Source organism: Bradyrhizobium sp. 195, from assembly GCF_023101665.1.
Taxonomy (GTDB): Bacteria; Pseudomonadota; Alphaproteobacteria; order Rhizobiales; family Xanthobacteraceae; genus Bradyrhizobium.
Map to the genome: position 1 here is coordinate 1,745,500 of NZ_CP082161.1, position 23,580 is coordinate 1,769,079.

A 23,580-nucleotide genomic window follows, 5' to 3' on the forward strand; every position below is an offset into this window, starting at 1 on the left:
CGGCAGCCGGACGGAAAGCCGGGCGACTCATGATTCGGACTGGGGTACACCTCATGCTGGATCACAAAAACGATCAGTCTTGGTGGGTAGTTTCATTCCTCCGCGCCCGCTAGGCCCCTGGGGGCAGTAAACCTATGATGCCTCAAAGGTGCAGGTGCAGCTCGGAGGGTGCGTTTGCACGCTGGTCAGCCGTTGCCTTCTATGCGCCGCTTGCAGACGAATTCGGCTGTTCGTGGCGATGACTGCAGCACATGAGCAGCTTCACCTTAGGGCTATGAGTGGGACGACCAGAATTGCGGCTGAGCCCTGCCGCATCAGCTCGCCGCGCCGCGAGTCGCAGGTTGGCGGTGACTGGCTGTGCTAGATCCGCCCCTGGCACTGGGCGGACAATCAAAAACAAGGAAATCGTAGCCATTCCGGCGGCGTGATGATTGCCGGTCATGAAATCGATAGGAGGTGTCCGTCCGTGTGATGTGTCTGGCACGCGACATACGGGGCCAATCTGGCCCATCTATATCGCAGAAGAAGGGGCCTGACATCTGACGTGCAATCCAGGAAGACGAGGATCCCAGCCGCGCCGCCCATCTGTTTCCCGCGGGATGCGAATTATCATGCACCACGCGTTCTGGTGCTGGTCGAAAATGCCGAAGAGCTCAAGCGCCTCCCGCCGGTCCAGCACGTCAGGATCGACGGCCCATCCTCCCAGGCCAGACGTGTTGCACGCTACAGTATTCCTCTGACGGGGCTCTCGAAACATCGACCGCTGCTTTCATCGGCCGTGATTGGCTCAATGGCTGCCCAGATCCATCACAGCTGGTGCGGAGCCTGCGGCTGCGCACTTCCGCTGTTGCGTAGCATGGTTCCGATATTCCGATCCTGCCTTATTGAGGACGATCTGATGGCGTTAACGCCGCATGCTGATGGCCTATTCCAGTTCATCATTTGAGTTCGAGAGTTCAAATCCTCGTGTGGGTTTTCCGGGTAAGAGAGAGCACATGCCTATGAAGGGCGCGATGAAGCACATCAAACGGTCGTTGCGCGTGCTCGGTGGACTTGCTGTCGTCGTCGGCGTCTCTTCCGTGCTCGGATCGAACAATGTGGGATCGGAAGCCCTCAAGGGCTTTGGCTCTGCAGCGACGGGCGGCCTTGGAGGCGAGGTAGTTCAGGTCAGATCGACCAAAGCTCTGAAGTATGAGTTATGTCGTTCGTACAGCTTCGGGCACTGCAATGACAATAGTCCGCGCGAGATCCAGGTAGCCGGAACCATAGACTTTACCGGTACGGAAGGGCAAGGCGAGGGGCAGGGTTGCCAATATGGCCGTGCTTGTTCGGCACCTTACAAGAGTGAGTCCCTTCTCCTTATGGATGGCAACGATGCGCATTGCGATGGCAAGGAGAAGACATTGATCGGCTTCGACAGGGCCGGCAAGCGCCCGCTGGAGATTGGCTCAAACAAGACGGTGATCGGCGTTGGCCCGAGCGCTACAATCAAAGGGAAGGGGCTACGCCTAAATGGGGTCAGCAACGTCGTTATTCGCAACCTGACCATCAGTGATATCAATCAAGGCGTGATATTTGCCGGCGATGCTATTGCAATTGCACGAGCCGACCTGGTTTGGATCGATCACAACCGATTTCATAATATCGGGCGGCAGATGATTGCCGGCGGCTTTGGCCCTACGACGAATATTACGATTTCCTGGAACGACTTCGATGGCAGCGATACCTATTCCTCCTATTGTAACGGGGAGCACTATTGGAATCTCCTGTTTCTTGGTGTCCCGCAGACGATCACCATCGCAAATAACTATTTCCATGAGATCTCAGGGCGGGCGCCGCACATTGACGGTGGGCAGGCTATTATTCATCTCCTTAACAATTACTTCCACAACACGAATGCGCAACAGAGCGGCGGATTCTTCCATGCAGTGGATGCTGGACCATCTGTGCAAGTACTGATCGAGGGCAACTACTTTGATAACATTGAAACACCTATAAAGACTGGTAGTGGACATATCTTTGGCTTGTTGGGAAAACCCAGCCGGGCCGCGCAGAACATCTGCCTCACCGTGCTCGGACGTCGGTGCATCGAGAACATCGCGATCCCAGTGCCGCGGATCAATGGCTTTCGCCTGGATGAAGCCGTAGTTCAATCGTTTGGAGCTCTTCCAAGGTCATCTATTCCTCTTCCATTTCCAGCCGATGAAGTTTCGGCAGTGGTCACGGCCAGGGCAGGCCCCGGACACCTTGAGAGCCGGTGATGGCCCGTTCGCAGAGGCGGCTCGAGACTGGCCGACGTCCGCAAACTGTTAAGCGGAGGGCGCGTACTGGACGAGAACAGCACGCACAGCTGGCTGCCCGACGTTGCACGAGGACCGTATGGCCTTTCTCTTCGGGTGCCGAGTGGTACATTTCCTGTCCATTATGCGCCCTATGCCTTTCGCCGCCGAGCCCGGTGGCGTTGGAAATAGGGTGGAGGTGGCATCGAGTTCCTGGCAAACTGTTCGACTCAAATCCGATCCTGTACTTGACGGACGTTCACAGCTCCGTTTTCCGACTGGCATGGTGCTTGCTCGAGAGTACCCGTAGCGCGAGGCTCGCCTTCGAAACCGAGTCGCACGCGCCCTTGTCCGCTTGAAGAATCCGCAAAGCTTGGAAATATTCGCAATGAAACAAACGGCTTCGACCGAGAGTGTCATTCCACTGACCGACGTCGTCAAGCGCGCAGCGCGCATCGGTGTTGAAATCAGAAATATCAGGCTCTCGGGTGATTTACCGAGCCAAACCATCGCTGGGATCAACAGCTTGCTGCTCGAACACAAGGTGATCTTCTTCCGCGATCAGGGGCATCTTGATGACGCGGAGCAGGAGCGCTTTGCTGCTTGTTTGGGAAGGCTGGTGCCGCATCCGACACTCGGTACGATCAATGGAACGACCTCGATCATCGAGCTTGATTCCGCGCGCGGAGGTAGCCGGGCTGATGTATGGCACGCCGATGGAACCTTTCTCGCGGCGTATCCTAGACTTGCGGTGCTGCGAGCCATTGTGGTCCCATCGTCCGGTGGCGATACGATTTGGTCGAACGCTGTGGCCGCCTATCTGGATCTGCCGCGGCCGCTCCAACGGCTTGCCGACGAACTCTGGACTGTTCACAGCAACGCCTTCGACTACGCCGGGACCTGCCGTGTTCGCGAAATCGACCAGAAGCATTTTGATGAGGTCTTTACCAAAACGATCTATGAGACGGAGCACCCGGTGGTCCGTGTACATCCCGAGACCAGCGAGCGCGCGCTGGTGCTCGGCGATCTGGTGCAAAGGTTTATTGATATCCCAAAACGCGACGGTCAGAAGCTGTTTGATCTATTCCAGTCTCATATCACGGCACCCGAAAACACCGTACGCTGGAGCTGGAAAGAAGGCGATGTCGCGATCTGGGATAACCGCGCAACGCAGCATTATGCGGTCAACGATTACGGTGACCAGCATCGCGTCGTTCATCGTGCCACAATCGATGGTGACGCGCCCGTCAGCGTCGACGGTCGATGCAGTGTAACGCGCCTCAAGACGACGAAGCACCCGTCCACGAAGGTTGCCTAGCTAGGCTCGGCAAATTCACCGATCATGCACTGCTCTTATCGCATGTTCGCGCGAATAGATGTTTGAGAAGAGAAGTGAACCCAGCAGAACGCCACGCGCAATTGGATGGGAGGGCTAACGCGCCGCAGACTCGGGAGGCGGCCTCCTTGCTGGAGTAAGATGCTAAAGCTCGTCTCGACCGGCGAAAATGAGTCAGCATTCGAGTGGCGCAAGTCATCCGGCCGCGTCCGGTCGATTTGCCGCCGAAGGGGGCACGTGTCCGCCGACCTCGCGCATCGCCCTTCGGCCAGCGCCACGACCGTCGGACAGATATAGCGATTGCCGTAGTTGGGTAGCTTTGGCATCTGTGTCGCGGTTCCGCTTACCACCTCTTCGGCGTGAACTAAGCTCCGAGGGCACGATTTCGGCTTGTCATGGCAGAGTACGAGTTCGGACGCGAGTCTGACGAGCTGCACCAGCAATCATCCAAAAGCAATGTCGCTGCCGCAAGCTCAGCACTCGATTGAACAAATGAGCATCGGAGATCATTCCGCGGCCGGAGGGTATAGCTCTTGCGCAAGTACGACGTCGGCCTATCGCTCATAGACCGAAGCAGCAAAGGCTCTAACCTACCATTCCCAACAGCATGCTACGTTGGATATCACGGCTCAATTTACGCGGTACCCGGCTTCGCGTCAGGAGCACAGCGGATACCAAAATCGCCGTGATGGGTGGCCCACACCGTTGAAAAGGGCGAGTGGGATATCGACTACATGACGGTCCGCGCAGTCCTGAGAGCCTAGAAGAATACCGACGTAGATACCAATATATTCAGGGCGTGTCCTGTTTGCGGCGTGTAGGTAATGCTTGTCGGGTGATTGATGTACGTCAGTCCTACGGTTGTATATATCCCGGGTGCCAGATGCGCCGTATACAGTCCCGAAATTGCTGTGCTGTCCCGGTGCGCCAGCTGCTCTTTCGCCAATGCAGCGTCCACCGCGAAATGGCTCCAGATGGTGTTGTTGACAACAAGACTCATCTGATCAGTGGGCCGGCTGTCAAACAGGCCCTTCGCATACAGGCGAAGCTCGTAGTACTGACTAGCCCTATTTAGGTCAGGCGGAGCGTACATCGCAGAGAACCCGCCATAGATTCCGCGAGATGCCGAGCCATGGACGGCAGACTGCCAGAATTGCCTATCCGCAGCTACATAGTAGACGCTGTTCGCCTTGGCTGTCGGTTGCGTCGGATGCTGTAGGTCCGTGTAGCTGCTGTTGTTAAAGCCCGCGCCAGCCCGCAGCCAAGTCTCGGGTACCCCGGGAGTAGGCTTGTTCTTATAGCAAACTTCATCAAGTAAAAGAATGCCCGCGTCGCGCGTGCTCCAGTTCAAGCCAGTAGGATTTTCGCTTACATGCGTATATTGACCGGCTGGACTGAGCGAGCGCTGGATTGAGAGCTTGTTATATAAGCGATCGTCAAAATTGTACTTCAGATTAAGAGCCGGGGTTGGCGCCCAATTGTTGCTCATGCCTGCTTGGAACAGCATCTTCGACGAGGGTCCAAAAACTTTTTCTCCGGCACCCGCAAACTCATGTTGGTTCCTGAGGTAACCCACTTTGAGTTCGATCTTCCTTTCGAAGAACGTTTGATAGTAGGAAACTGCATTGATTCCCAGTCGGTCTGGCCCGGCGCTCTTCCATGTCCAATATTGATGCTCGGCTCCCACGACGATCTGACCGTCGGGAATTCCAAACCGAGCGAGGTCATAGGTCACGATCATAGAGTTGACCGTACTAAATGTCGGATCCTGGCCGACATATTGTTGATTGGCGATGGTGCTTCTGGCCGCATTACCGAGTTGATTGTTGACAAACGTGTTTAGGGTCCAGCCAGCGAATCCAATCCCGAGATCCGAAAGCTCGGATCTGACAGAAGCTGTATCCTGATCTATGGTGTCCGCAGGACCAGGCCCAGTGAACGCCGCACCTTTTTCGCGGAGCTTCTCGAATTTTGCGAATGGGTCAATCTGCTTTTGACTTCTGCTCTTGGCGGTGACCTCCGCACTGTCGCGCGTTGTGGTAGACCTAGCTGCTTTTGGCAGCGAGTTCCCAGAAAGGCGCGCTGCTCCTTTGGGCCGGCCGCTTCGGAAGGTTACAGCCGGATTCGAGATTGTTTGGCGTCTTGCCTCGGCGAGCTCATCGGAGCTGTGACTTCTAGGGCCAGAGATATCACGAGGTTCTGCCTCCGCCGAACTGCAGGCGAGACTAGCTATCAGGGAAAGGAGAATACGCCCTCTTGGCTTCGCACTTGGTCGAGAGATGAAAGCAACTGCGCCAGCCGAGTATGCCCGCATGGATACTGGCGCTATACCGCAACAATGCATCGTGATTTCCACGTCCGTCGATTTGAATAAGGTGCACGTCCACCTGACGGCCTAGAGCGGTTCGCGATCCTTGGGCTCAAGGCGGTCTAGGTGACGCTTGAGGCCAGGGGGCATCTCTATGCCAACGAGACCCGCTCAGCCTTCCGCGCTATCACCACTGCTGGCGCAGCTTGGCCAACGTGGTGGTACCCAGCGCGACGCAACCCAGCCGCTCGATCGCTAATCGAGTGCAAGCATCTGCTACACCGTGTCGAGACGGAGAGTGGCCTGCTCGATGTGGCGTTCGCTGGCAAGAGATTGGCGGCCAGCGCACGGAGCCCAGGGATTCTCGCGACAAATCCGCTGCCACGAGGATGTTCTTCAACAGAGAGCCGCGCCAGTAGCTGAGCTCGCATAAGAACACGCCGGACCCTAGAAGCGCCCGCAGCTCGGTCCATGGGATGATACACAGGCGGGCAGAAGGGGCTAACATCTTTTGACGCCCGTAAGCTCGCTGAGGCCGGCACGAGGCCTTGATTGGCTCTCATGGGAAGATGGAGACCGCGATTGGAGGCGTTTTGATAGCTGCGGGACCAGACAGAACATCCATCAGCTCGATTGGATTTACCGGATCTATATCGCATCGCGACTTCGTCCTTGATGTGGCCCGAGCGAGTTTCACCGGCACTGACTGGCATGTGTCCGTCATCTCCATCAATTGCTAGGTTTGGTAGGTTGACCGGGCGCGGGACGTCGGCCTCGCTGTGCGAATCGTAGGTATCGTGCCGCTCGGCGCGAGACTGTCCCGGCGTCAGGGACGAACTCCGGTATGGCAGTATCGAGGGGGCAATTCGGGAAAGTCCCTTCGATCCCGTTGCGCGAGGCTCTTACAGGACACGATTGTTTCGAGGCCGTGATCCCGCGGGATCCGGTTCTAACTGTGGTGCTCGATTGTCGTTGGCGCCGTGTCGCGCCGGCGCTGGTCCTTTTGTGCTCTTTGGTCTAGCTCATCGCGTGGACCAGTTGCTGCTATGGATTGCACGCGGCGGTCCGTAGCGATCCCGGTCGAGCGGCGACCATGCGCATCAATAGGATCCGTTGTGTCATCACCACGAAGCGCTCCGCTTTGCTAGGAGTTCGTATCCGGCGTAGACCGCAGGCTGATTGCGGTATCCCGGGCTGCCAGCGCTTGAGCCAGGTCGAAATATCTTCGTACATCTGGACGAGCTCGATCAGGTTTTGGATACAGAAGTCGCTGAACGCCTAGATCTCATCTTCTCCGACGCGGTAGACCCAGATGAAGCCATCCCCGATAGCCATTTTGTTGGGGGCGTCCCGCAGCCAGTTGTCGTCCTGGTCGAGGCCCGCGGCCACACGGGCAATGGTGGCGATGTGATGAACTTTGTCGGACACGCCGCTTGAGCGGACAGCGTTGCAGTCGGGGGCGTCCAATTCCCGGCAGCAACTCGCCCAGCTGTCTTCGCGGCTAGGGCGGGGTCGGCTCTCGTCGCGCAGCTGCGCACGGCGTCCTTTACGAATTTGGCGCTGTACGTGAGTGCACCAGGTGAGCGAAACTCGTTACCCGGGCTTCTGGGCGCGTAACGGAAGGTAATGCATTCATACGATCAACGCTCGTCGGCTGGTCTTAATAGAGCGGCGCGCCAAGATAAGCATCGAATGCGGCGGCCACAGCGCGAGTTAGAAAACGATGCTCCTGCCTCACGCGGATGAATCCCTTTTCCAACTCCACGATCCCATCCTCGGCGAGCATTGCCAAGCGTTCGGGTGAACCGAGGAACGGGACCGGGTCAAATCTATGAGCAATGCAAATTGCCGGCACGTCGACCTCGAAATCGCACATCAGCCGCTCGATGATTGCGGCCCGGACGCGGTCTTCGAGGCTGAGACAGTAGCCCTTTGACGTCGCCAGACGGCCGGCTTTGATTTGGCCGCTGTAAGAACCCGCTGCAACTTCATTCTGGACGTAACCATCGCCAAGTCGGCCGATGGCCGACGGGCCGAAGCCGATGACTTTATGGCAGGTGTCGGCCGAGTAACCCAGTGAGTTCCGCCGCAGGCGACCGGCTTTCTGCGCCAGCGCGAGCTCATCGTCCGGCAAGGCGAAATGGTCGAGTCCGATTTGGCGGTAGCCCGCAGCAATCAGTGTATTGGCCATCGCCGCGGCCTGTTCTGCACGGGCAGGGTTGTCTGGCAGCGCTGCCTCGTCGATGAGGCGCTGATTCTTCTTAAAGGAAGGAACGTGCGCATAGCCGAATACCGCAAACCGGTCTGGTCGCATGGCCACCGCCGTAGTCGCGGTCTGAACGCAGGACTGCACCGTCTGATTCGGCAGACCGTAGATGAGGTCGAAGTTGATGCGCATTACTCCATGCTGCCGCAGCATTTCGACAGCGCGCTCTGTTTGTGCCTCACTCTGAACGCGGTTAATGGCCTTTTGAACAATTGGATCGAAGCTCTGGACGCCCAGGCTCGCGCGGTTCACGCCGGCAGCCGCTAACGCTTCGGATGTGGCGAGCGTGAACGTACGCGGGTCGATCTCAACAGCGATGGCGGCCGTTTTCGAAACCGCAAAGCGGCGGCGCAGAAGTTCCATCAGTGCCCCGAACTGCGCGGGCTCGATAAGGGTCGGCGTTCCGCCGCCGAAGTGCACGTCGCTCACAGGCAGCCGTTGCGGCAACTGCGCCGCGACCAACTCGATCTCCTTACGAAGAACCGCCAAAAATTCTAGGATGGGTGAATCCCGGCGAGTAATGCTTCGAGCGAAGCCGCAATACCAGCAAATCGATCGACAGAACGGAACGTGGAAATAGAGCGACACGGACTCATTAACCGGCAGGCGCTGCAGCCATTTCTCAGAGGCTTCGGCGCCGACCACCGTGGAGAACTGGGCTACAGTTGGATAGATGGTGTACCAAGGAAGGCGAGCATCGCAATACTTTTCCAGGACCGAGGTCTGCAACGATTGGTATCCTATGTTTACGAAGTTTGTGGTCGCAAGCGAAGTCTTTGCATTCCTTTTTGCCGACAGTAATCCGGAATGTCGCTAGACAATTGGAAGCTTGCGTGACGGCCGATCTGCTGACGAAACACGGTGTGGGATAGCAAGCCGTTCCTCTCGAAGACAGAGAACAACTGCTGCAGGCGAGATACTCGAATCAACACGGCCACGACGACGGGGCTCCAGATTCAACTCCGCTTCGCTAATCTCCGACGTTCGCCAACGAGACATCCACCAGGGCCGTTGACGCTGCTAGAGCTCGAACTGCTCCACGACCTGACTCGTGGGAGGTTCATCGATCAAAATTGATATGACCCCTCGCAATCTCCATCAACTGACAAGGTTTGATAGTTGACTTCTGCCTGGCGTATTCCCCATCCACCCAGGGATCCTGCGCCGGCTCGGGGACATCCCGGTACGTAGTCGAACTTCACCAATGCGAGGATCGTCGGTGTCGCGCGGCGCCACGGCTGTTGGCGTGAGTGTGTTCTCGAGTTGGTATGGAAAAAGTAATGAGCCGGGTAGGCAGGAGTCTATTTTTGACCGACGTCAGACAATATCTCGAGAGCTCGGCGGTCCCGTGAAGTTGCTCCAAGGCTGAGCTTGTCACCGACGCCGGGGCGGTAACTGTCGGAGGTTCCATCGGGAGAGGCTCACGGTCAAGCGGCTTCACCCGAGCTCGTGTACTTCGTCGGGCACGGCGTGTGCAGAAACTTCCAAACACCGGCGCAAACCAGGACGTCGGGCGCTTCCCCGAAGACGCATAGCCGAAAACGAGGCTCAAGAACCAGAACGCATTCTTCTTCTAATTCAGTGCATCCAGCCTCTTGAGATTGGATGACTTGACCTACGATCGATCCCTCCGCCGCGAACATTCTACTCGACGCCACTGTTCGTCGGATAGCCACAAAGCGCGCAATCCAACAAGCAAATCGTCCGGATGGACCAAGTGCGCCGCATAGCCCGGGAGTTCGCGGCGCGCCTGATAGTTCTACGCGGTATTCCTGACTGCCTCAGCTAGCATCGCGTAAAGCTGCCGCTTGCTCATTTCCTGAGGTTGGCTATCTAGCGCCTTTTGCGACAGCTTCTTTCTGGCGCAATCGCAACCGGCCGCCATCACCGTCGGGCCTCGCTTCGGGGCGGGTCTAATCTTCGGCTTTGTGTTGGTGGCTTGTGACCTCGAGTCAGGCCCAACCGAGCTAGCCTGCCGCAAACTGCGTTGCGACTGCACTCGAGATGACGCGCGATCTGCGCGGCACTCTGTCCCGCGGCCCAGAGCGTTTCCAGCTGTGCCAATTCTCTTCTATTCCAGCGCATGGAAGATACTTTAGTGCCAGTTGTGACGTCAGGTTAGTTTACTCTTCGTCCGGGCTCGCGCACGACCGCCGGTTTGGTCTCCTGTTCATTCATTCTACGAAAGCCCGCATCGCGAGTGAAGGAAAAACGAGTCTCCTTGGCACACCGCGCTCTCTTCTTAGTCCCTACCGTGATTAGGGTCCCATCTGCTCGCGCAATATAAGTAGTCGAGTGGGAACCGGGCGTGCCGCTGGGTGCCATCGCGGCGAGTGCTTGCGTCTGATGTTGACTAACACAAAAGCGAGTTCGCGCGCCTCCCCAATCTTGATAGGGGAGCTTCGCTCGCCGTTCCACTATTCTTCATCGACCGGGGCCGAACCAAGTTCCCAAGTAACTTCGGCCGTAAGATAATTTCAGAGTTCTGACGATTGTGCGAGCTCTCGCGAAGCCCAGCCATGGACATGCGTCACACATTGTTACTCTAGGGCCGAGCTCGTTGTGTTTCGGCCGAGCTTCCATGCGAGCGAAAAATAGCGCATGAGCCGAGCTTTCAAAATTGCACGCCAATGTCCGCGAGACAATCATGACAGACTTATCGGTAGAGAACGCTTGCGAGGAGGCTGACATCCCGCTGAGCCGCCTTGATATAAGCGAGCCCAAGCGCTTTGAAGATGATACCATTTGGCCTTGTTTCGAGCGGCTGCGAAGGGAAGATCCCGTCCATTATTGCGAAGACAGCCCGTACGGTCCATATTGGTCGATAACAAAATACCGCGACATCGTAGCCGTGGATTCAAATCACACAATATTCTCGTCAGAGCGAAGCGTCACAATTGTGGACCCGCCGCGGAAGTATTGGACTCCCAGTTTTATTAAGATGAGTCCTCCTGTCCATGCTCAGCAGCGTAAGACTGTCAGCCCGATCGCGGCATCGGAGAACCTGGCCAAGCTTGAAGGCTTGATCCGCTCGCGGGTTCGGAAGATCTTGGACGGTTTGCCGCGCAATGATACCTTCAACTGGGTCGATAGAGTCTCGATCGAGTTGACGACCCAAATGCTGGCCACGCTGTTCGACTTTCCATTTCAAGATCGACGGCTGCTGACCTACTGGTCGGACGTAGCCGCCTTGAGTCCACAAATGGGCCACCAGATCGACAGCTGGGAAAAGCGAAAGGCGGTGCTGTCCGAGTGCTTGGACTATTTCACACGGCTTTGGAGCGAACGGGCAAAATCCGAGCCGCGCGCTGACCTAATCTCTATGATGGCGCATTCACCGGCGACCCGAAACATGGAGCCATGTGAATTCCTGGGCAACCTCATTCTGCTGATTGTTGGAGGTAACGATACTACTCGCAACTCAATTACCGGTGGCGTCTTGTTCATGAGTCAAAATCCGTCCCAACTGCGAAAACTCCGCGATGATGTTTCGCTAGTGCCCGGGGCGGTATCCGAGATCATACGATACCAAACGCCTATCGCGCATATGCGCCGAACCGCTGCGGACGATTTCACGATAGGGCACAAGCAAATCAGGCGAGGCGATAAAGTTGTGATGTGGTACATCTCTGGCAACCGAGACGACGAGGTTATTGCTAGCCCCAACAGCTTCATCATCGATCGGAAAAATGTACGGCAACATCTCTCTTTTGGCTTTGGGATTCACCGTTGCGTGGGTAGGCATCTTGCAGAGCTGCAGCTGAAAATCCTGTGGCAGGAGATGCTGAAGCGATCTCTGGAGGTAAAGGTGGTCGGCGAACCGGAGCGAGTTCAATCCAATTTTGTGCACGGTTATTCCGCACTGCCGGTGCAGATTCCAGGTTAGTCTCGGTTGCGAGCGACATTCAACACTGGTCATATCGTGCAGAACCGGTTAGGACCTCGTGGAGACCAGTTCTCTCGGTAAGTTCACCGGGGTTGCGTTACGGGCGTCTGAGTGTTTTGAAGATTGCCGCAGGGCCACAGCGTCGCTATCCCGCCGAAGACCTTGGCCGGGCGGTTGCGATACTCATCGCGCCACCGCTGGTACCACCTCCGACGGCCCTCGCTTTCTGTGTCCTGGTTGTGCTCCGCCGAGCGGCCCTCTCGCCTCGTTCTGGGCGAAACGCTCGCTCGCGTTCACCTTTGGTGGGATGGTGAGCGGATCGGCTCTCTCCGCGAAGCCCCCTCGACATGCGCGATCCGACGGCCCCGGCAAGGCCATTTTTGGCGGTAGGCTGATCGCGCTTAAGCGCCGTGAGCGGCGCTCTGAGGCTGTTCGATTGCCCAGATCGACGACCGGGTGCTGATGGAGGCTTGCCGTGAGGCCGCGTCGTGGAACCGACTCTTGAGGATCGCCGTCAACGTCTCGGCCGCGCAATTCCGGAGGACCTCGATGTGCAAGTCCGCAAGGAGCTGGGCGAAAGCGGGCTGTCGCTGGCCGGCCTCGAGCTCGAGATCACCGTAGGCGTGCTGATCGAGGATGTCGCGCGCGAAGAAGACGATGCAATCGCTCAAGAGCCTCAGCATCCTGATCGCGCTGGACGACTTCGGGACCGGGTATTCCTCGTTGTCCTAAATCGAGGCCTTCCCTCTCGACCGGATCAAGATCTATCGGGCATTCGTTGCCTCGGTTGGACAGAACGAGCGATCGTTGGCCATCGTTCGCGCTGTCATCGGGCTCGCTCAGGGTGTTGGTGTGCCGGTGCTTGCTGAAGGGATCGAAACGAAGGTCCAAATGTCGCTCCTTGTCCAGGAGGGCTGCGATGAGATTCAAGGCTACTTGATTGGACGCCCGCAGCGTCTTGCGGCGGAAAGTCGGTCCAAGCCGAGGGTCCTATTTCTCGTCCAGTCGGCCTCATAGGGGAGATTGCGGCGGGCTCGACAAAGCTGTCTTCAGGATTCGGCATTGAAGGAGCCGGATTGAGATCCAGATCAGGGTCACTGGTGCGAGAGCTGCCAGCAGGCCAGTGCCGCGAAAATCAGGATGATCTACAGGACGTCAACATCCAGCGCCGCATTCGCCTGCGCGCACGGTAACGTCGGGCCGGCTGCTAGTTGGTCGTTTTGGGCTTCAACTCCGCCGCAGCAGTTGGCACACGTTTTGGCAACTCTGATCCTCTTGGCCGGAAACGCAGCCCGCGGCTTGATTGCGGCAAGAAAGGCCCGCCGAAATGCGTTCGGCGGGCCAAGTCGGAGAGGAGAAACGCGGCCGGGTGAAAGCGATCAGGCATCGAGATTGTGCAGGCGCTGGCGGTTGCGCAGCACGATCTGGCGGGCGCCGGAGAAGCCGAGTATGCGCTTTGCGTGAAGCTGCGAGAGCGCGCGCGACACGGTCTCGAGCGTGAGGCCGAGATAGTCGCCGATATCGCGCCGACACATCGGCAGTGCCATCATGCCGGCGACGGCGAGGCGGCGATCCATTTCGAGCAGGAAGGTTGCAACACGCTCCATCGCCGTCTTGCGCCCCAGCAGCAACATGTGATCTTCGGCGTGACGCAGCTCGCCCGCCGTCATGACCCAGAGCTTGCGCGCGACCTGTACGTCGATGCTGGCGGACCTTTCGAGGCTGGCTCGCTCCACGAGGCGTAGGCTGGTGGCGATAATCGCTTCGGCCGCAAGGCGATGCGTCTGGCCGGGTTCGAGGCCGAACACGTCACCGGGAAGATGGAAGGAGCCGATCTGGCGGCGGCCGTCGCAGAGCAGCTTGTAGCTGCGCACCGCGCCGGTGATGACCTGGTAGACATATTCGGCCGGCTCGTCCTCGCCGTAGATCTCCTCGTCCTTGCGGTAGGAGAATTCCGTGGCGACGAGGCCGACATGGCCGGTGATCGCGCCGAACTGGTCGCAGACGGGATGGGCGGCGGCAATCTTGCGACCGATCTGGGTGTTGATCGGCTGGGTGTTGATCGGCTGGGTTAGCATCTGCGCCATCTCCGTTGTGATGACGCTTTGGTACGCGGTATCGGGTGCTTCGAAAATTTCGCGAGATATCTTAAGGGGGATTCCTTACGTAGAATCCCGCAGGTCAATTTCCGCGGCTGTTCTGGATGGCGTGGCGGATGCGCTTGACCAGGTTTTCATCGAGAAGCGGCTTCAAAACCACGTCTTTTACGCCCGCTGCGGCGGCACGGGCCGAGATGTTCTCGTCCGGATAGCCGGTGATCAGGATCACGGGGGTCGCGCCGTCAGACTGGCGCAGGCGGCCGGCCAGCTCGATGCCGTTGATGTCGGGCATCTTGTAGTCGATCACGTAGCAGTCCGCCCCCGGCGCGCCGCTGGCATTGAGCAGCGCCGTGCCGCTCCTGAAGGTCCGCACGGCAAAGCCGTCGGTCTCCAGCAGGAACTGCAGGGACCCCAGGACGGCAGCGTCGTCGTCCACCACAATCACGATAGGTTTTGTGGGGGACGGCAGCCGCTCACCATGCGGGCTAATCTCAATCATGCGGCTTGGTTAGCATAGCGCCGCGGGCGGGCCCTTGACCTGTCTCAATCCTTCAGCATGCCGGCCCGCATCGCCAGCCGCACCAGTTCCGACAGGCTGCCCGCCTGCATCTTCGTCATCACGTTGGCCCGGTACACCTCGATGGTGCGCGGGCTGATGTCGTATTCGCGGGCGATCAGCTTGTTGGAGAGGCCCGCGATCAGCCCCTCCATGACCTGGCGCTCCCTGGGACTCAAGGAGGCGACGCGCGCGGTGACGTCCTGCGAGATGGCCTCGTTCTTGGCCGCCGGCTCGGCCCGGCGGATCGCCGATTCGATCATGCTGGTGAGGCGGTCGTCCTCGAACGGCTTCTCGAGAAAGTCGACCGCGCCGAGCTTCATCGCCTCGACCGCGAGGGGCACGTCGCCATGGCCGGTCATGATCAGGATCGGGAACGGGCTTTGCTGCGCCTTCATCCGCTTCAATAGCTCGATCCCGCCGAGGCCCGGCATGCGGATGTCCGAGACTACGCAGCCGAAGGCGAGGCCGGGCAGGGCGCCGAGGAAGCCTTGCGCATTGTCGAATAGGGTGACGCCGAAGCCGCAGGAATCCAGCAGGAAGTTCAGCGAGTCCCGCATCGCCTCGTCGTCGTCGATGACGTAGACATGTCCCTTGGTTGTCATGAATCAGTTCTCGTCGGCTGCCGGGAGGGTGAAGCGGAATGTCGCGCCGCCCGACGCGTTGCTCTCGGCCCACATGCGGCCGCCGTGAGCCTCTATGATCGAGCGGCTGATGGACAGTCCCACGCCCATGCCGGTGTCTTTGGTGGTGAAGAAGGTCTGGAATAGGTTTGGCATGACGTCGTCCCGGAAACCGGAGCCGGTGTCGGAGACCTCGACCTCGATCATGCCAGCGCCGACGCGGGTATTGGCGAGGACGAGCTCGCGCCGTGGCGACTGCGCCATCGCCTCCAGCGCGTTGCGGAACAGATTGACCAGCACCTGCTGGATCTGCACCCGGTCGGCGAGCACGAGATCGGCGTTGGGATCGAGGCTGAAGCGAAGCTGAACGCTCTGCTCGCGGGCGCCGGCAAGCCCAAGCGCGCCGGCTTCCTCGATCAGCTTGGACAGGCTCTCGACCCGCTTCTCGGACTCGCCGCGAGACACGAAGTCGCGTAAGCGCCGGATGATCTGGCCGGCGCGCAACGCCTGTTCGGCGGCGCGGTCCAGCGCGCTTTCGATCTTCCGTGTGTTCGGATCGCTGCTGCCGGCGAGCAGCCGTCGCGAGCCCTTCATATAATTGCTGATCGCCGCCAGCGGCTGGTTGAGCTCGTGGGCGAGCGCAGAGGCCATCTCGCCCATCGCGGTCAGCCGCGAGACATGGACGAGCTCGGACTGCAATTCCTGGAGCCGCGCCTGGGTCTGTTGATGCTCGGTGAGGTCGCGGATGAATCCGGTGAAATAAGGCTCGGCGCCCGACTGCATCTCGCCGATCGCCAGATGCATCGGAAAGGTGGTTCCGTCGCGGCGCTTGCCTGTCACGATACGCCCGATGCCGATGATATGCGGATCTCCGGTGGTGCGGTAGCGCGCGATGTAGCCGTCGTGGCGGGTGCGGTCGGGCTCAGGCATCAGGATGCTGACGTTCTGGCCGATGGCCTCCTGCTCGGGCCAGCCGAACAGGCGCTCGGCCGCCGTGCTGAAGAGCTGGATGATGCCCTGGCCGTCGATGACGATCATTGCATCAGGAATGGTGTGAAGGATCGAGCGGAGGTGGGTCTCACGCGTGCGCAGGGCTTCCTCGACCTGTTTCTCCTCGTTGACGTCGAGAAAGATGCCGCTGAGATGGCGGGCGGCACCGGCGTCGTCCCGAATGAGACCTGCCCGGGCGCGAATCCAGCGCCCCAGGCCTGAGGCATTGGCAACTCTGAAGGATACGTCGAAGCCGCCGCCGTGGTCGACGACATGCTCGATCGCGCTCTCCACGCGCGCGCGGTCCGCGGGACCCAGGCGCGAGAGAAGGAGCTCATAGCTCGCCGGTTGATTCCGTTCGATGCCCAGCAGCATTCTGGCGGTTGCCGACCACTCCAGCTCGCGCGTCCAGAGATCGAGATCCCAGGTGCCGACGCCAAAGCCTTCGATCCGGACGCCGAAATGCTCGCCGCGAGCGTCGTCTGGCTGATGCGTTACGCGGCTCGGCGACAAGCTATTGCTCCCATTCTCCCGCGGCGGGGTCCCGTGGCGGCAATTTCGCCCAAGGCCGTACCGGAGGCAAGTTCGGATGTCTGACTGGCGGATTTCTCCCAACTGGCCGGCGAAAATTGATCTACCTCATCCTGCCTTGCGTCGGCGCGGCTAGATTTCCACAGCAACGTACTGCCCGGAGGCTCCCGATGACATATGCGACCCTTGGTGGTCAGCCTGGCGCTCGATCAGCCCAACGAGGCGCGTCTTCAGGTCGCGGGCGAACTCGCCGAGCGGTTCGAGCTGTCGGCGTTGCCGCGGCGCAGTTCGCTCCGCCGCTCTATTTCGCAGATGGCGCCGAGGCCCTAGGGCTGATTGATCGGGAGCAGGCTTTCGTCAGGAAGGCCTTGCCGAGCTGGAGGCGCAAATCCGCGCCGCGACGAAGGCGCGCGGCGGACACTCGGAATGGCGCAGCGCCGTGGATTTTCCCAGGCGGTTTGTCCTGGCGCAGGTGCGGTGCGCCGACATCGTCGTCAGCGGCGGATATAGCCCGCTTTCTCCGATGCCTTTTCGCTTGCAAGCCCGAAGGATCTGGTAATGCAGGCTGGCCGGCCGCCCCTGATGGTAACCGACGGAGTCAACTGGCTCGATCTGCGTAGCGTGCTCATAGTCTGGAAGGACGCGCCCGAGGCACGGCGGGCGGTTGTCGATGCATTGCCGAGGCTGCGCAAGGCGAAGGACATAACCATCGTCGAGCTTCCGGAAGACGCTGGCGACGGCTCGGCCGCGATGGGGCGCGTCACGGACGTTACCGCATGGCTCGCTCGCCACGGCCTCGCTGCGATCGCGCGCATCCCGGAAGCCGCGAGAAACCAAACCGCCGCCGCGCAATTAGAGAAGATCGTCTATAACATCGGCGCCGGCTTGATCGTCGCTGGCGCCTACGGTCATTCGCGCTTCCGCGAGCTGATCCTCGGCGGCGCCACGCATCATCTGATGACGCAATCGGCCAGCTGCGTGTTGCTGTCGCACTGACGGCCGGCGAATCCAGACCAATCGAGGAGGACGCGCCGTGTACAAGTTTCTTGAACAGACCGTCGGCGGCTACATGACACGCAACGTACGGACGGCTCAGTGCGATCTCGACCTGCTCGAGCTCAGCGAGATGTTCGAGCGCGACGATTTCAACTCCTATCCAGTCGAGGATGACGGGCAGGTGGTCGGCATCGTCACCAAATTCGACATCCTGAAGTGTTTCGCCTTCACGCCGAGCCAGATGCTGCCGCGCTATCCCGACCTGATGAGCCGCAAGATCGGCGACGTCATGACGCCCGAGTTCAGCTATGTCAGCCCCGACACAAGGCTGACGCGCGTGCTCCAGATCATGGTCGAGCATCGCATCAGGAGCATCATCGTGCTCGACGGCGCACAGACGCTGGTCGGCATCATCGCCCGCGAGGACGTCATCGCGGCGCTCAAGGCCACCGCGCGGGACTGACGAAGCTGCCTTGATTCCCGCGATTTCAAGCTCCGTGATTTCCCGGAGGCAATGCTTCGTGGTGTGCGCCGTGCCGTGCGCAAGCAATTGATACTACTCCCTGATCCGCATCGGTCTCACTCAACGGAAATCCACTTGTCTTGATTTCAATCAATTCCCCGCCAGCGTGAATGTGGTTTCTGGCCTTGTGTTCTTTCAGAGAGAATCCGCATGAGCCAGCCCTCCATCTCCAAATCCATGACCTTCGGTGAAAGCGGCCTGGCGGCGTTGTTCGCGGTCACCGCCTTTCTCTGCGTGATTGCCGCGGCCAAGGCGCTCGATGCGCCCTTCGCCTTCCACGCCGCGCTGAGCGCGGTGGCGAGCCTGGCTGTGGTGTTCTGCATCATCAACCGCTGCTACGATCGGCCGGCGGCGCTGCCGCCTGCCGAGATCAACGGCCGCCCCAACTACAGCATGGGCCCGATCAAGTTCTCCTCCTTCATGGCGATGTTCTGGGGCATCGCCGGTTTCCTCGTCGGCCTCATCATCGCCTCGCAACTGGCGTGGCCCGCACTGAATTTCGATTTGCCCTGGACCAGCTTCGGCCGCTTGCGGCCGCTGCACACCTCGGCCGTGATCTTCGCCTTCGGCGGCAACGTGCTGCTCGCGACATCCTTCTACGTCGTTCAGAAGAGCTGCCGCGTGCGCCTTGCGGGCGATCTCGCGCCCTGGTTCGTTGTCGTCGGATACAACTTCTTCATCCTGGTCGCCGGCACGGGCTATCTGCTCGGCGTCACCCAGTCCAAGGAATATGCCGAGCCGGAATGGTACGCCGATCTCTTGCTGACCATCGTCTGGGTGACCTATCTGCTCGTCTTCCTTGTCACGATCATCAAGCGCAAGGAACCGCACATCTTCGTCGCGAACTGGTTCTATCTCGCCTTCATCGTGACGATCGCGGTGCTGCATCTCGGCAACAATCCCGCGCTCCCCGTTTCGGTGTTCGGCTCGAAGTCCTATGTCGCCTGGGGTGGCATCCAGGACGCCATGTTCCAGTGGTGGTACGGCCACAACGCGGTCGGCTTCTTCCTCACCGCCGGCTTCCTCGCCATCATGTACTACTTCATCCCGAAGCGTGCCGAGCGGCCGATCTATTCCTACCGTCTCTCGATCATTCACTTCTGGGCGCTGATCTTTCTCTATATCTGGGCCGGTCCGCATCATCTGCACTACACGGCGCTGCCGGACTGGACGCAGACGCTCGGCATGACCTTCTCGATCATGCTGTGGATGCCCTCTTGGGGCGGCATGATCAACGGCCTGATGACGCTGTCGGGGGCCTGGGACAAGCTGCGCACCGATCCCGTGCTGCGCATGCTCGTCGTCTCCGTCGCCTTCTACGGCATGGCCACCTTCGAGGGTCCGATGATGTCGATCAAGGTGGTCAATTCGCTCAGCCACTACACCGACTGGACCATCGGCCATGTGCACGCCGGCGCGCTCGGCTGGGTCGGCTTCGTCTCCTTCGGCGCGCTCTATTGCCTGGTGCCGTGGGTCTGGAATCGCAAGGGCCTCTACAGCCTGAAGCTCGTCAACTGGCACTTCTGGATCGCCACTCTCGGCATCGTCCTCTACATCTCGGCGATGTGGGTGTCCGGCATCCTCCAGGGGCTGATGTGGCGCGCCTACACCTCGCTCGGCTTCCTCGAATATTCCTTCATCGAGACCGTCGAGGCGATGCATCCCTTCTACATCATCCGTGCGGCCGGCGGCGGGCTGTTCCTGATCGGCTCACTTATCATGGCCTACAATCTCTGGATGACCGTTCGCGTCGGCGAGGCGGAAGTCCAGATGCCCGTCGCTCTTCAGCCGGCGGAATGAGGAGCTTCCCCATGTCGTTCTGGACACGCCACCAAGTCCTCGAAAAGAACTCGATTATCCTGATCGTCGGCATCCTGCTGGTGATCGCGATCGGCGGTCTCGTCGAGATCACGCCGTTGTTCTACCTCAAGAGCACGATCGAAGCGGTCGACGGGGTGCGGCCCTATACGCCGCTGGAGCTCGCCGGGCGCAACGTCTATGTTCGCGAGGGCTGCTATCTCTGCCATTCGCAGATGATCCGCCCGTTGCGCGACGAGGTCGAGCGCTACGGTCACTTCTCGCTCGCCGCCGAGAGCATGTTCGATCACCCGTTCCAGTGGGGCTCGAAGCGCACCGGCCCGGACCTCGCCCGCGTCGGCGCCAAATATTCCGACGACTGGCACGTCACCCATCTGATCAATCCGCGCGCGATCGTGCCGCAGTCGGTGATGCCGGGCTACCCGTTCCTCAGCCGGACCGAGGTCGATCCGGACACGATTGCCGATCACATGCGCACGCTGAGGACCGTCGGCGTGCCCTACACCGATGACCAGATCGCCAATGCAGGCGCCGACATGAAGGCCCAGGCCGATCCGGACAATTCCGGCAGCGATGGCTTCGGCAAGCGCTACGCCAAGGCCGTGGTGCGCAATTTCGACGGCAAGACCGGAACGCCGACCGAGATGGACGCGCTGATCGCGTACTTGCAGATGCTCGGCACGCTGGTCGACTTCAAGCTCTACAACGAGAAAGCCAATCTTCGCTGAGAAGGCATGAACGATGAAAGCCATCCTGACACTCGACAATCTTGCGTCCGGTCTCGTGACCACGCTCTGGACGCCGGTCTTCGTCGCGATCTTCCTCGCGATCATCGCCTACGCATTTTGGCCCCGCAACAAGGCCGCTTTCGACGAAGCAGCACGCCTGCCGTTGCGGGAGGAGTGAGACATCATGACCGACCATCATAGCGACATCGATCCTGTCTCCGGCAGGTCCACGACCGGACACGAGTGGGACGGCATCAAGGAGCTCAACACGCCGCTGCCGCGCTGGTGGGTGATCACCTTCTATCTCACCATCGTCTGGGCGATCGGCTACTGGATCGTCTATCCGGCCTGGCCGCTGATCTCCAGCAATACCACAGGGCTGTTCGGTTACTCGACACGTGCCGACGTCGCGGTCGAGCTCGCCAACCTCGAGAAGATCCGCGGAGCCAAGATGGTGGCGCTGGGCGCGGCCTCGCTCGCCGAGATCGAGAAGGACCCGGCACTGCTGGCGCTCGCCCGCGCCAAGGGCAAGACCGTGTTCGGCGACAATTGCGCACCGTGTCACGGCAGCGGCGGCGCCGGCGCCAAGGGCTATCCGAACCTGAACGACGACGACTGGCTGTGGGGCGGCACGCTCGACCAGATCATGCAGACCATCCAGTTCGGCGCTCGTGCTGGTCACGCCAAGACGCATGAGGGCCAGATGCTCGCCTTCGGCAAGGACGGCGTGCTGAAGTCGGACGAGATCGTCACGGTCGCCAATTACGTGCGGTCGCTGTCGGGGCTCTCGACCCGCAAGGGCTATGACGCCGCCAAGGGCGAAAAGATCTTCGCCGACAATTGCGCCGCCTGTCACGGCGACGCGGGCAAGGGCAATTTGGAGCTCGGCGCGCCGAACCTGACCGACAAGATCTGGCTCTACGGCTCGGACGAGGTGACTCTTGTCGAGACCATCGCCAATGGCCGCGCCGGTGTCATGCCGGCCTGGGAAGGACGGCTCGATCCCGCCACCATCAAGGCGATGGCGGTCTACGTCCACTCTCTGGGCGGCGGAAAATAGCGGATCGGCGTAAAACCGGGGCGAACAAAAACACGCTCGCTTGCGCTGGATCAACTGATGCGGCGGCGTCGGGTCTAGGCTCAATCGCACCTATCGAGAATGTCAGGCGATGAACAAGGCCGTGAACCCGAACGAGCTCACATCGGACGACGATTACGGGCCGCTCTACGCCGCCCGCAAGAAGGTCTATCCCCAGAGCGTCTCCGGCACGTTCCGCCGGATCAAGTGGGGCCTGATGGCGTTCTGCCTGGGGGTCCACTACTTCCTGCCCTTCGTGCGCTGGAACCGCGGTCTCGGCGCGCCCAGCCAGGCGGTCCTGATCGATCTCCCCAACAGCCGCTTCTATTTCTTTTTCATCGAGCTGTGGCCGCAGGAGGTCTATTACTTCACCGGCCTCTTGATCATCGCCGCCGTGGCGCTGTTCCTGATGAACTCCGTCGGCGGCCGCATCTGGTGCGGCTATCTCTGTCCGCAGACGGTCTGGACCGACCTGTTCTATGCCGTCGAGCGCCTGGTCGAGGGCGACCGCCGCGAGCGGATGAAGAAGGACGCCGCATCCGACCCGATGAAGCTCCAGCGCATCTCCGAGATCGTGCTCAAGCATTCGATCTGGCTCTTGATCGCGTGGTGGACCGGTGGCGCCTGGGTGCTCTATTTCAACGACGCGCCGACGCTGGTGAAGCAGCTCGTCACCTTCCAGGGGCCGATGGTCGCCTATGCCTGGATCGGCATCCTCACCGCGACGACCTATGTCCTCGCCGGCTACATGCGCGAGCAGGTCTGCACCTATATGTGCCCGTGGCCGCGGATCCAGGCGGCACTCACCGACGAATGGGCGCTCAACGTCACCTACCGCTACGATCGCGGCGAGAAGCGCACCTCGGTCAAGAAGGCCGCCGAGCTGCGCGCGCTCGGTGAGCACGCCGGCGACTGCGTTGATTGCTACCAGTGCGTTGCAGTCTGTCCGACCGGCATCGACATCCGCGACGGAGCGCAGCTCGAATGCATTCAGTGCGGGCTCTGCATCGACGCCTGCGACAATGTGATGACCAAGATCGGCCGGCCGACCCGCCTGATCGGCTACGACAATGACATCAACATCCAGCGCCGCCAGGAAGGCAAGGCGCCAGTCTATCGCATCGTCCGGCCCCGCACCGTCGTCTACAGCGCGATCATCGCAGCCGTCGGCGGCATCATGCTCTATACGCTGGCGACACGCAGCCTGCTCGACGTCAACGTGCTGCACGACCGCAATCCGGTCGCGGTCAAGCTCAGCGACGGCTCGATTCGCAACGCCTATACGGTCCGGCTGCTGAACAAGAGCGGCTATGACCGCGTCATCGCGATCGACGCGGAGGGTCCGGTCAACGCCACAATCCACGTCATCGGCGTGGATTCCGTGACGCCGGATCGGCCGATGATCGTAATCGCCCGCGACTCCACCAGCGAGCTGCGGCTGCTGGTCACCGCGCCTGCGGACAGCAATCCGGAAAAGTCAATCCCGGTCCGCTTCCACGTCACCGACATCGGACTCGGCGAAGTTGCCAATGCCACCGACAATTTCGTCTCGCCGTAAGATCA

General features: G+C 60.0%; 19 protein-coding genes and 1 pseudogene. 11 read left to right on the plus strand and 9 right to left on the minus strand.

All coding sequences use genetic code 11. The annotated features are described in order from the left end of the window. The first annotated feature begins 914 nt into the window (after window positions 1–914). Both IVB26_RS08065 and IVB26_RS08070 read left to right on the plus strand, forming a co-directional pair. Complete coding sequence (locus tag IVB26_RS08065; protein ID WP_247971201.1) at window positions 915–2,261, plus strand: pectate lyase family protein; 1,347 nt, start codon at window positions 915–917, stop codon at window positions 2,259–2,261. A gap of 406 nt (window positions 2,262–2,667) precedes the next feature. Further along, window positions 2,668–3,597 carry a TauD/TfdA dioxygenase family protein gene (locus IVB26_RS08070; RefSeq protein WP_247439068.1) on the plus strand — a complete coding sequence of 310 codons (930 nt, stop codon included), beginning with the start codon at window positions 2,668–2,670 and terminating at the stop codon, window positions 3,595–3,597. Window positions 3,598–4,375: 778 nt separating this feature from the next. On the opposite strand, the gene IVB26_RS08075 is transcribed toward IVB26_RS08070, so the two are convergent. From IVB26_RS08075 to IVB26_RS08090, 4 genes are all read right to left on the minus strand, one after another. Beyond that, complete coding sequence (locus tag IVB26_RS08075) at window positions 4,376–5,356, minus strand: carbohydrate porin (protein WP_247390788.1); 981 nt, start codon at window positions 5,354–5,356, stop codon at window positions 4,376–4,378. 1,845 nt (window positions 5,357–7,201) lie between these two features. Beyond that, window positions 7,202–7,390 carry a hypothetical protein gene (locus IVB26_RS08080; RefSeq protein WP_247971202.1) on the minus strand — a complete coding sequence of 63 codons (189 nt, stop codon included), beginning with the start codon at window positions 7,388–7,390 and terminating at the stop codon, window positions 7,202–7,204. Between the two features lie 193 nt (window positions 7,391–7,583). Beyond that, window positions 7,584–8,918, minus strand: coding sequence for an oxygen-independent coproporphyrinogen III oxidase (hemN, locus tag IVB26_RS08085; RefSeq protein WP_247971203.1), 1,335 nt, complete (start codon window positions 8,916–8,918; stop codon window positions 7,584–7,586). A 1,155-nt stretch (window positions 8,919–10,073) separates the two neighbouring features. Next, on the minus strand, window positions 10,074–10,274 hold the full coding sequence (locus tag IVB26_RS08090; RefSeq protein ID WP_247971204.1) for a GcrA family cell cycle regulator: 201 nt from the start codon (window positions 10,272–10,274) through the stop codon (window positions 10,074–10,076). A 562-nt stretch (window positions 10,275–10,836) separates the two neighbouring features. Between IVB26_RS08090 and IVB26_RS08095 the strand changes: the two genes are divergently transcribed. After that, a complete protein-coding gene (locus tag IVB26_RS08095) occupies window positions 10,837–12,075 on the plus strand; it encodes a cytochrome P450 (RefSeq protein ID WP_247971205.1) in 1,239 nt (412 codons plus the stop codon). 401 nt (window positions 12,076–12,476) lie between these two features. On the opposite strand, the gene IVB26_RS08100 is transcribed toward IVB26_RS08095, so the two are convergent. Continuing rightward, a complete protein-coding gene (locus tag IVB26_RS08100) occupies window positions 12,477–12,758 on the minus strand; it encodes a hypothetical protein (protein ID WP_247971206.1) in 282 nt (93 codons plus the stop codon). 79 nt (window positions 12,759–12,837) lie between these two features. On the opposite strand from IVB26_RS08100, the gene IVB26_RS08105 reads away from it, so the two are divergent. Further along, window positions 12,838–13,092 carry an EAL domain-containing protein gene (locus IVB26_RS08105; protein ID WP_247973110.1) on the plus strand — a complete coding sequence of 85 codons (255 nt, stop codon included), beginning with the start codon at window positions 12,838–12,840 and terminating at the stop codon, window positions 13,090–13,092. Window positions 13,093–13,454: 362 nt separating this feature from the next. On the opposite strand, the gene IVB26_RS08110 is transcribed toward IVB26_RS08105, so the two are convergent. From IVB26_RS08110 to fixL, 4 genes are all read right to left on the minus strand, one after another. Further along, complete coding sequence (locus IVB26_RS08110; RefSeq protein WP_247971207.1) at window positions 13,455–14,153, minus strand: helix-turn-helix domain-containing protein; 699 nt, start codon at window positions 14,151–14,153, stop codon at window positions 13,455–13,457. A gap of 103 nt (window positions 14,154–14,256) precedes the next feature. Continuing rightward, window positions 14,257–14,673 (minus strand): response regulator transcription factor, encoded by a 417-nt coding sequence (locus IVB26_RS08115; RefSeq protein WP_247971208.1) that lies wholly within the window; start codon window positions 14,671–14,673, stop codon window positions 14,257–14,259. A 44-nt stretch (window positions 14,674–14,717) separates the two neighbouring features. Continuing rightward, window positions 14,718–15,335 (minus strand): response regulator FixJ, encoded by a 618-nt coding sequence (gene fixJ / locus IVB26_RS08120; RefSeq protein WP_247971209.1) that lies wholly within the window; start codon window positions 15,333–15,335, stop codon window positions 14,718–14,720. A gap of 3 nt (window positions 15,336–15,338) precedes the next feature. Then, window positions 15,339–16,856 (minus strand): sensor protein FixL, encoded by a 1,518-nt coding sequence (gene fixL, locus IVB26_RS08125; RefSeq protein ID WP_247971210.1) that lies wholly within the window; start codon window positions 16,854–16,856, stop codon window positions 15,339–15,341. A gap of 188 nt (window positions 16,857–17,044) precedes the next feature. Between fixL and IVB26_RS08130 the strand changes: the two are divergent. The 7 genes and pseudogenes from IVB26_RS08130 (at window position 17,045) to ccoG (ending at window position 23,575) form a co-directional block, all read left to right on the plus strand. Continuing rightward, window positions 17,045–17,870: pseudogene (locus tag IVB26_RS08130) on the plus strand (universal stress protein). A gap of 37 nt (window positions 17,871–17,907) precedes the next feature. Next, complete coding sequence (locus IVB26_RS08135) at window positions 17,908–18,333, plus strand: CBS domain-containing protein (protein ID WP_247971211.1); 426 nt, start codon at window positions 17,908–17,910, stop codon at window positions 18,331–18,333. A gap of 210 nt (window positions 18,334–18,543) precedes the next feature. Next, window positions 18,544–20,193, plus strand: a complete 1,650-nt coding sequence (gene ccoN, locus IVB26_RS08140) for a cytochrome-c oxidase, cbb3-type subunit I (protein WP_247971212.1) — start codon at window positions 18,544–18,546, stop codon at window positions 20,191–20,193. A gap of 11 nt (window positions 20,194–20,204) precedes the next feature. After that, window positions 20,205–20,939, plus strand: coding sequence for a cytochrome-c oxidase, cbb3-type subunit II (gene ccoO, locus IVB26_RS08145; RefSeq protein ID WP_247971213.1), 735 nt, complete (start codon window positions 20,205–20,207; stop codon window positions 20,937–20,939). A gap of 13 nt (window positions 20,940–20,952) precedes the next feature. Then, entirely contained in the window at window positions 20,953–21,117 is a 165-nt protein-coding gene (locus IVB26_RS08150; RefSeq protein WP_247971214.1) for a cbb3-type cytochrome oxidase subunit 3, read from the plus strand. Window positions 21,118–21,123: 6 nt separating this feature from the next. Next, window positions 21,124–21,999, plus strand: coding sequence for a cytochrome-c oxidase, cbb3-type subunit III (gene ccoP, locus IVB26_RS08155; protein WP_247971215.1), 876 nt, complete (start codon window positions 21,124–21,126; stop codon window positions 21,997–21,999). A gap of 109 nt (window positions 22,000–22,108) precedes the next feature. Beyond that, window positions 22,109–23,575 carry a cytochrome c oxidase accessory protein CcoG gene (ccoG, locus tag IVB26_RS08160; protein ID WP_247971216.1) on the plus strand — a complete coding sequence of 489 codons (1,467 nt, stop codon included), beginning with the start codon at window positions 22,109–22,111 and terminating at the stop codon, window positions 23,573–23,575. Window positions 23,576–23,580 lie beyond the last annotated feature (5 nt).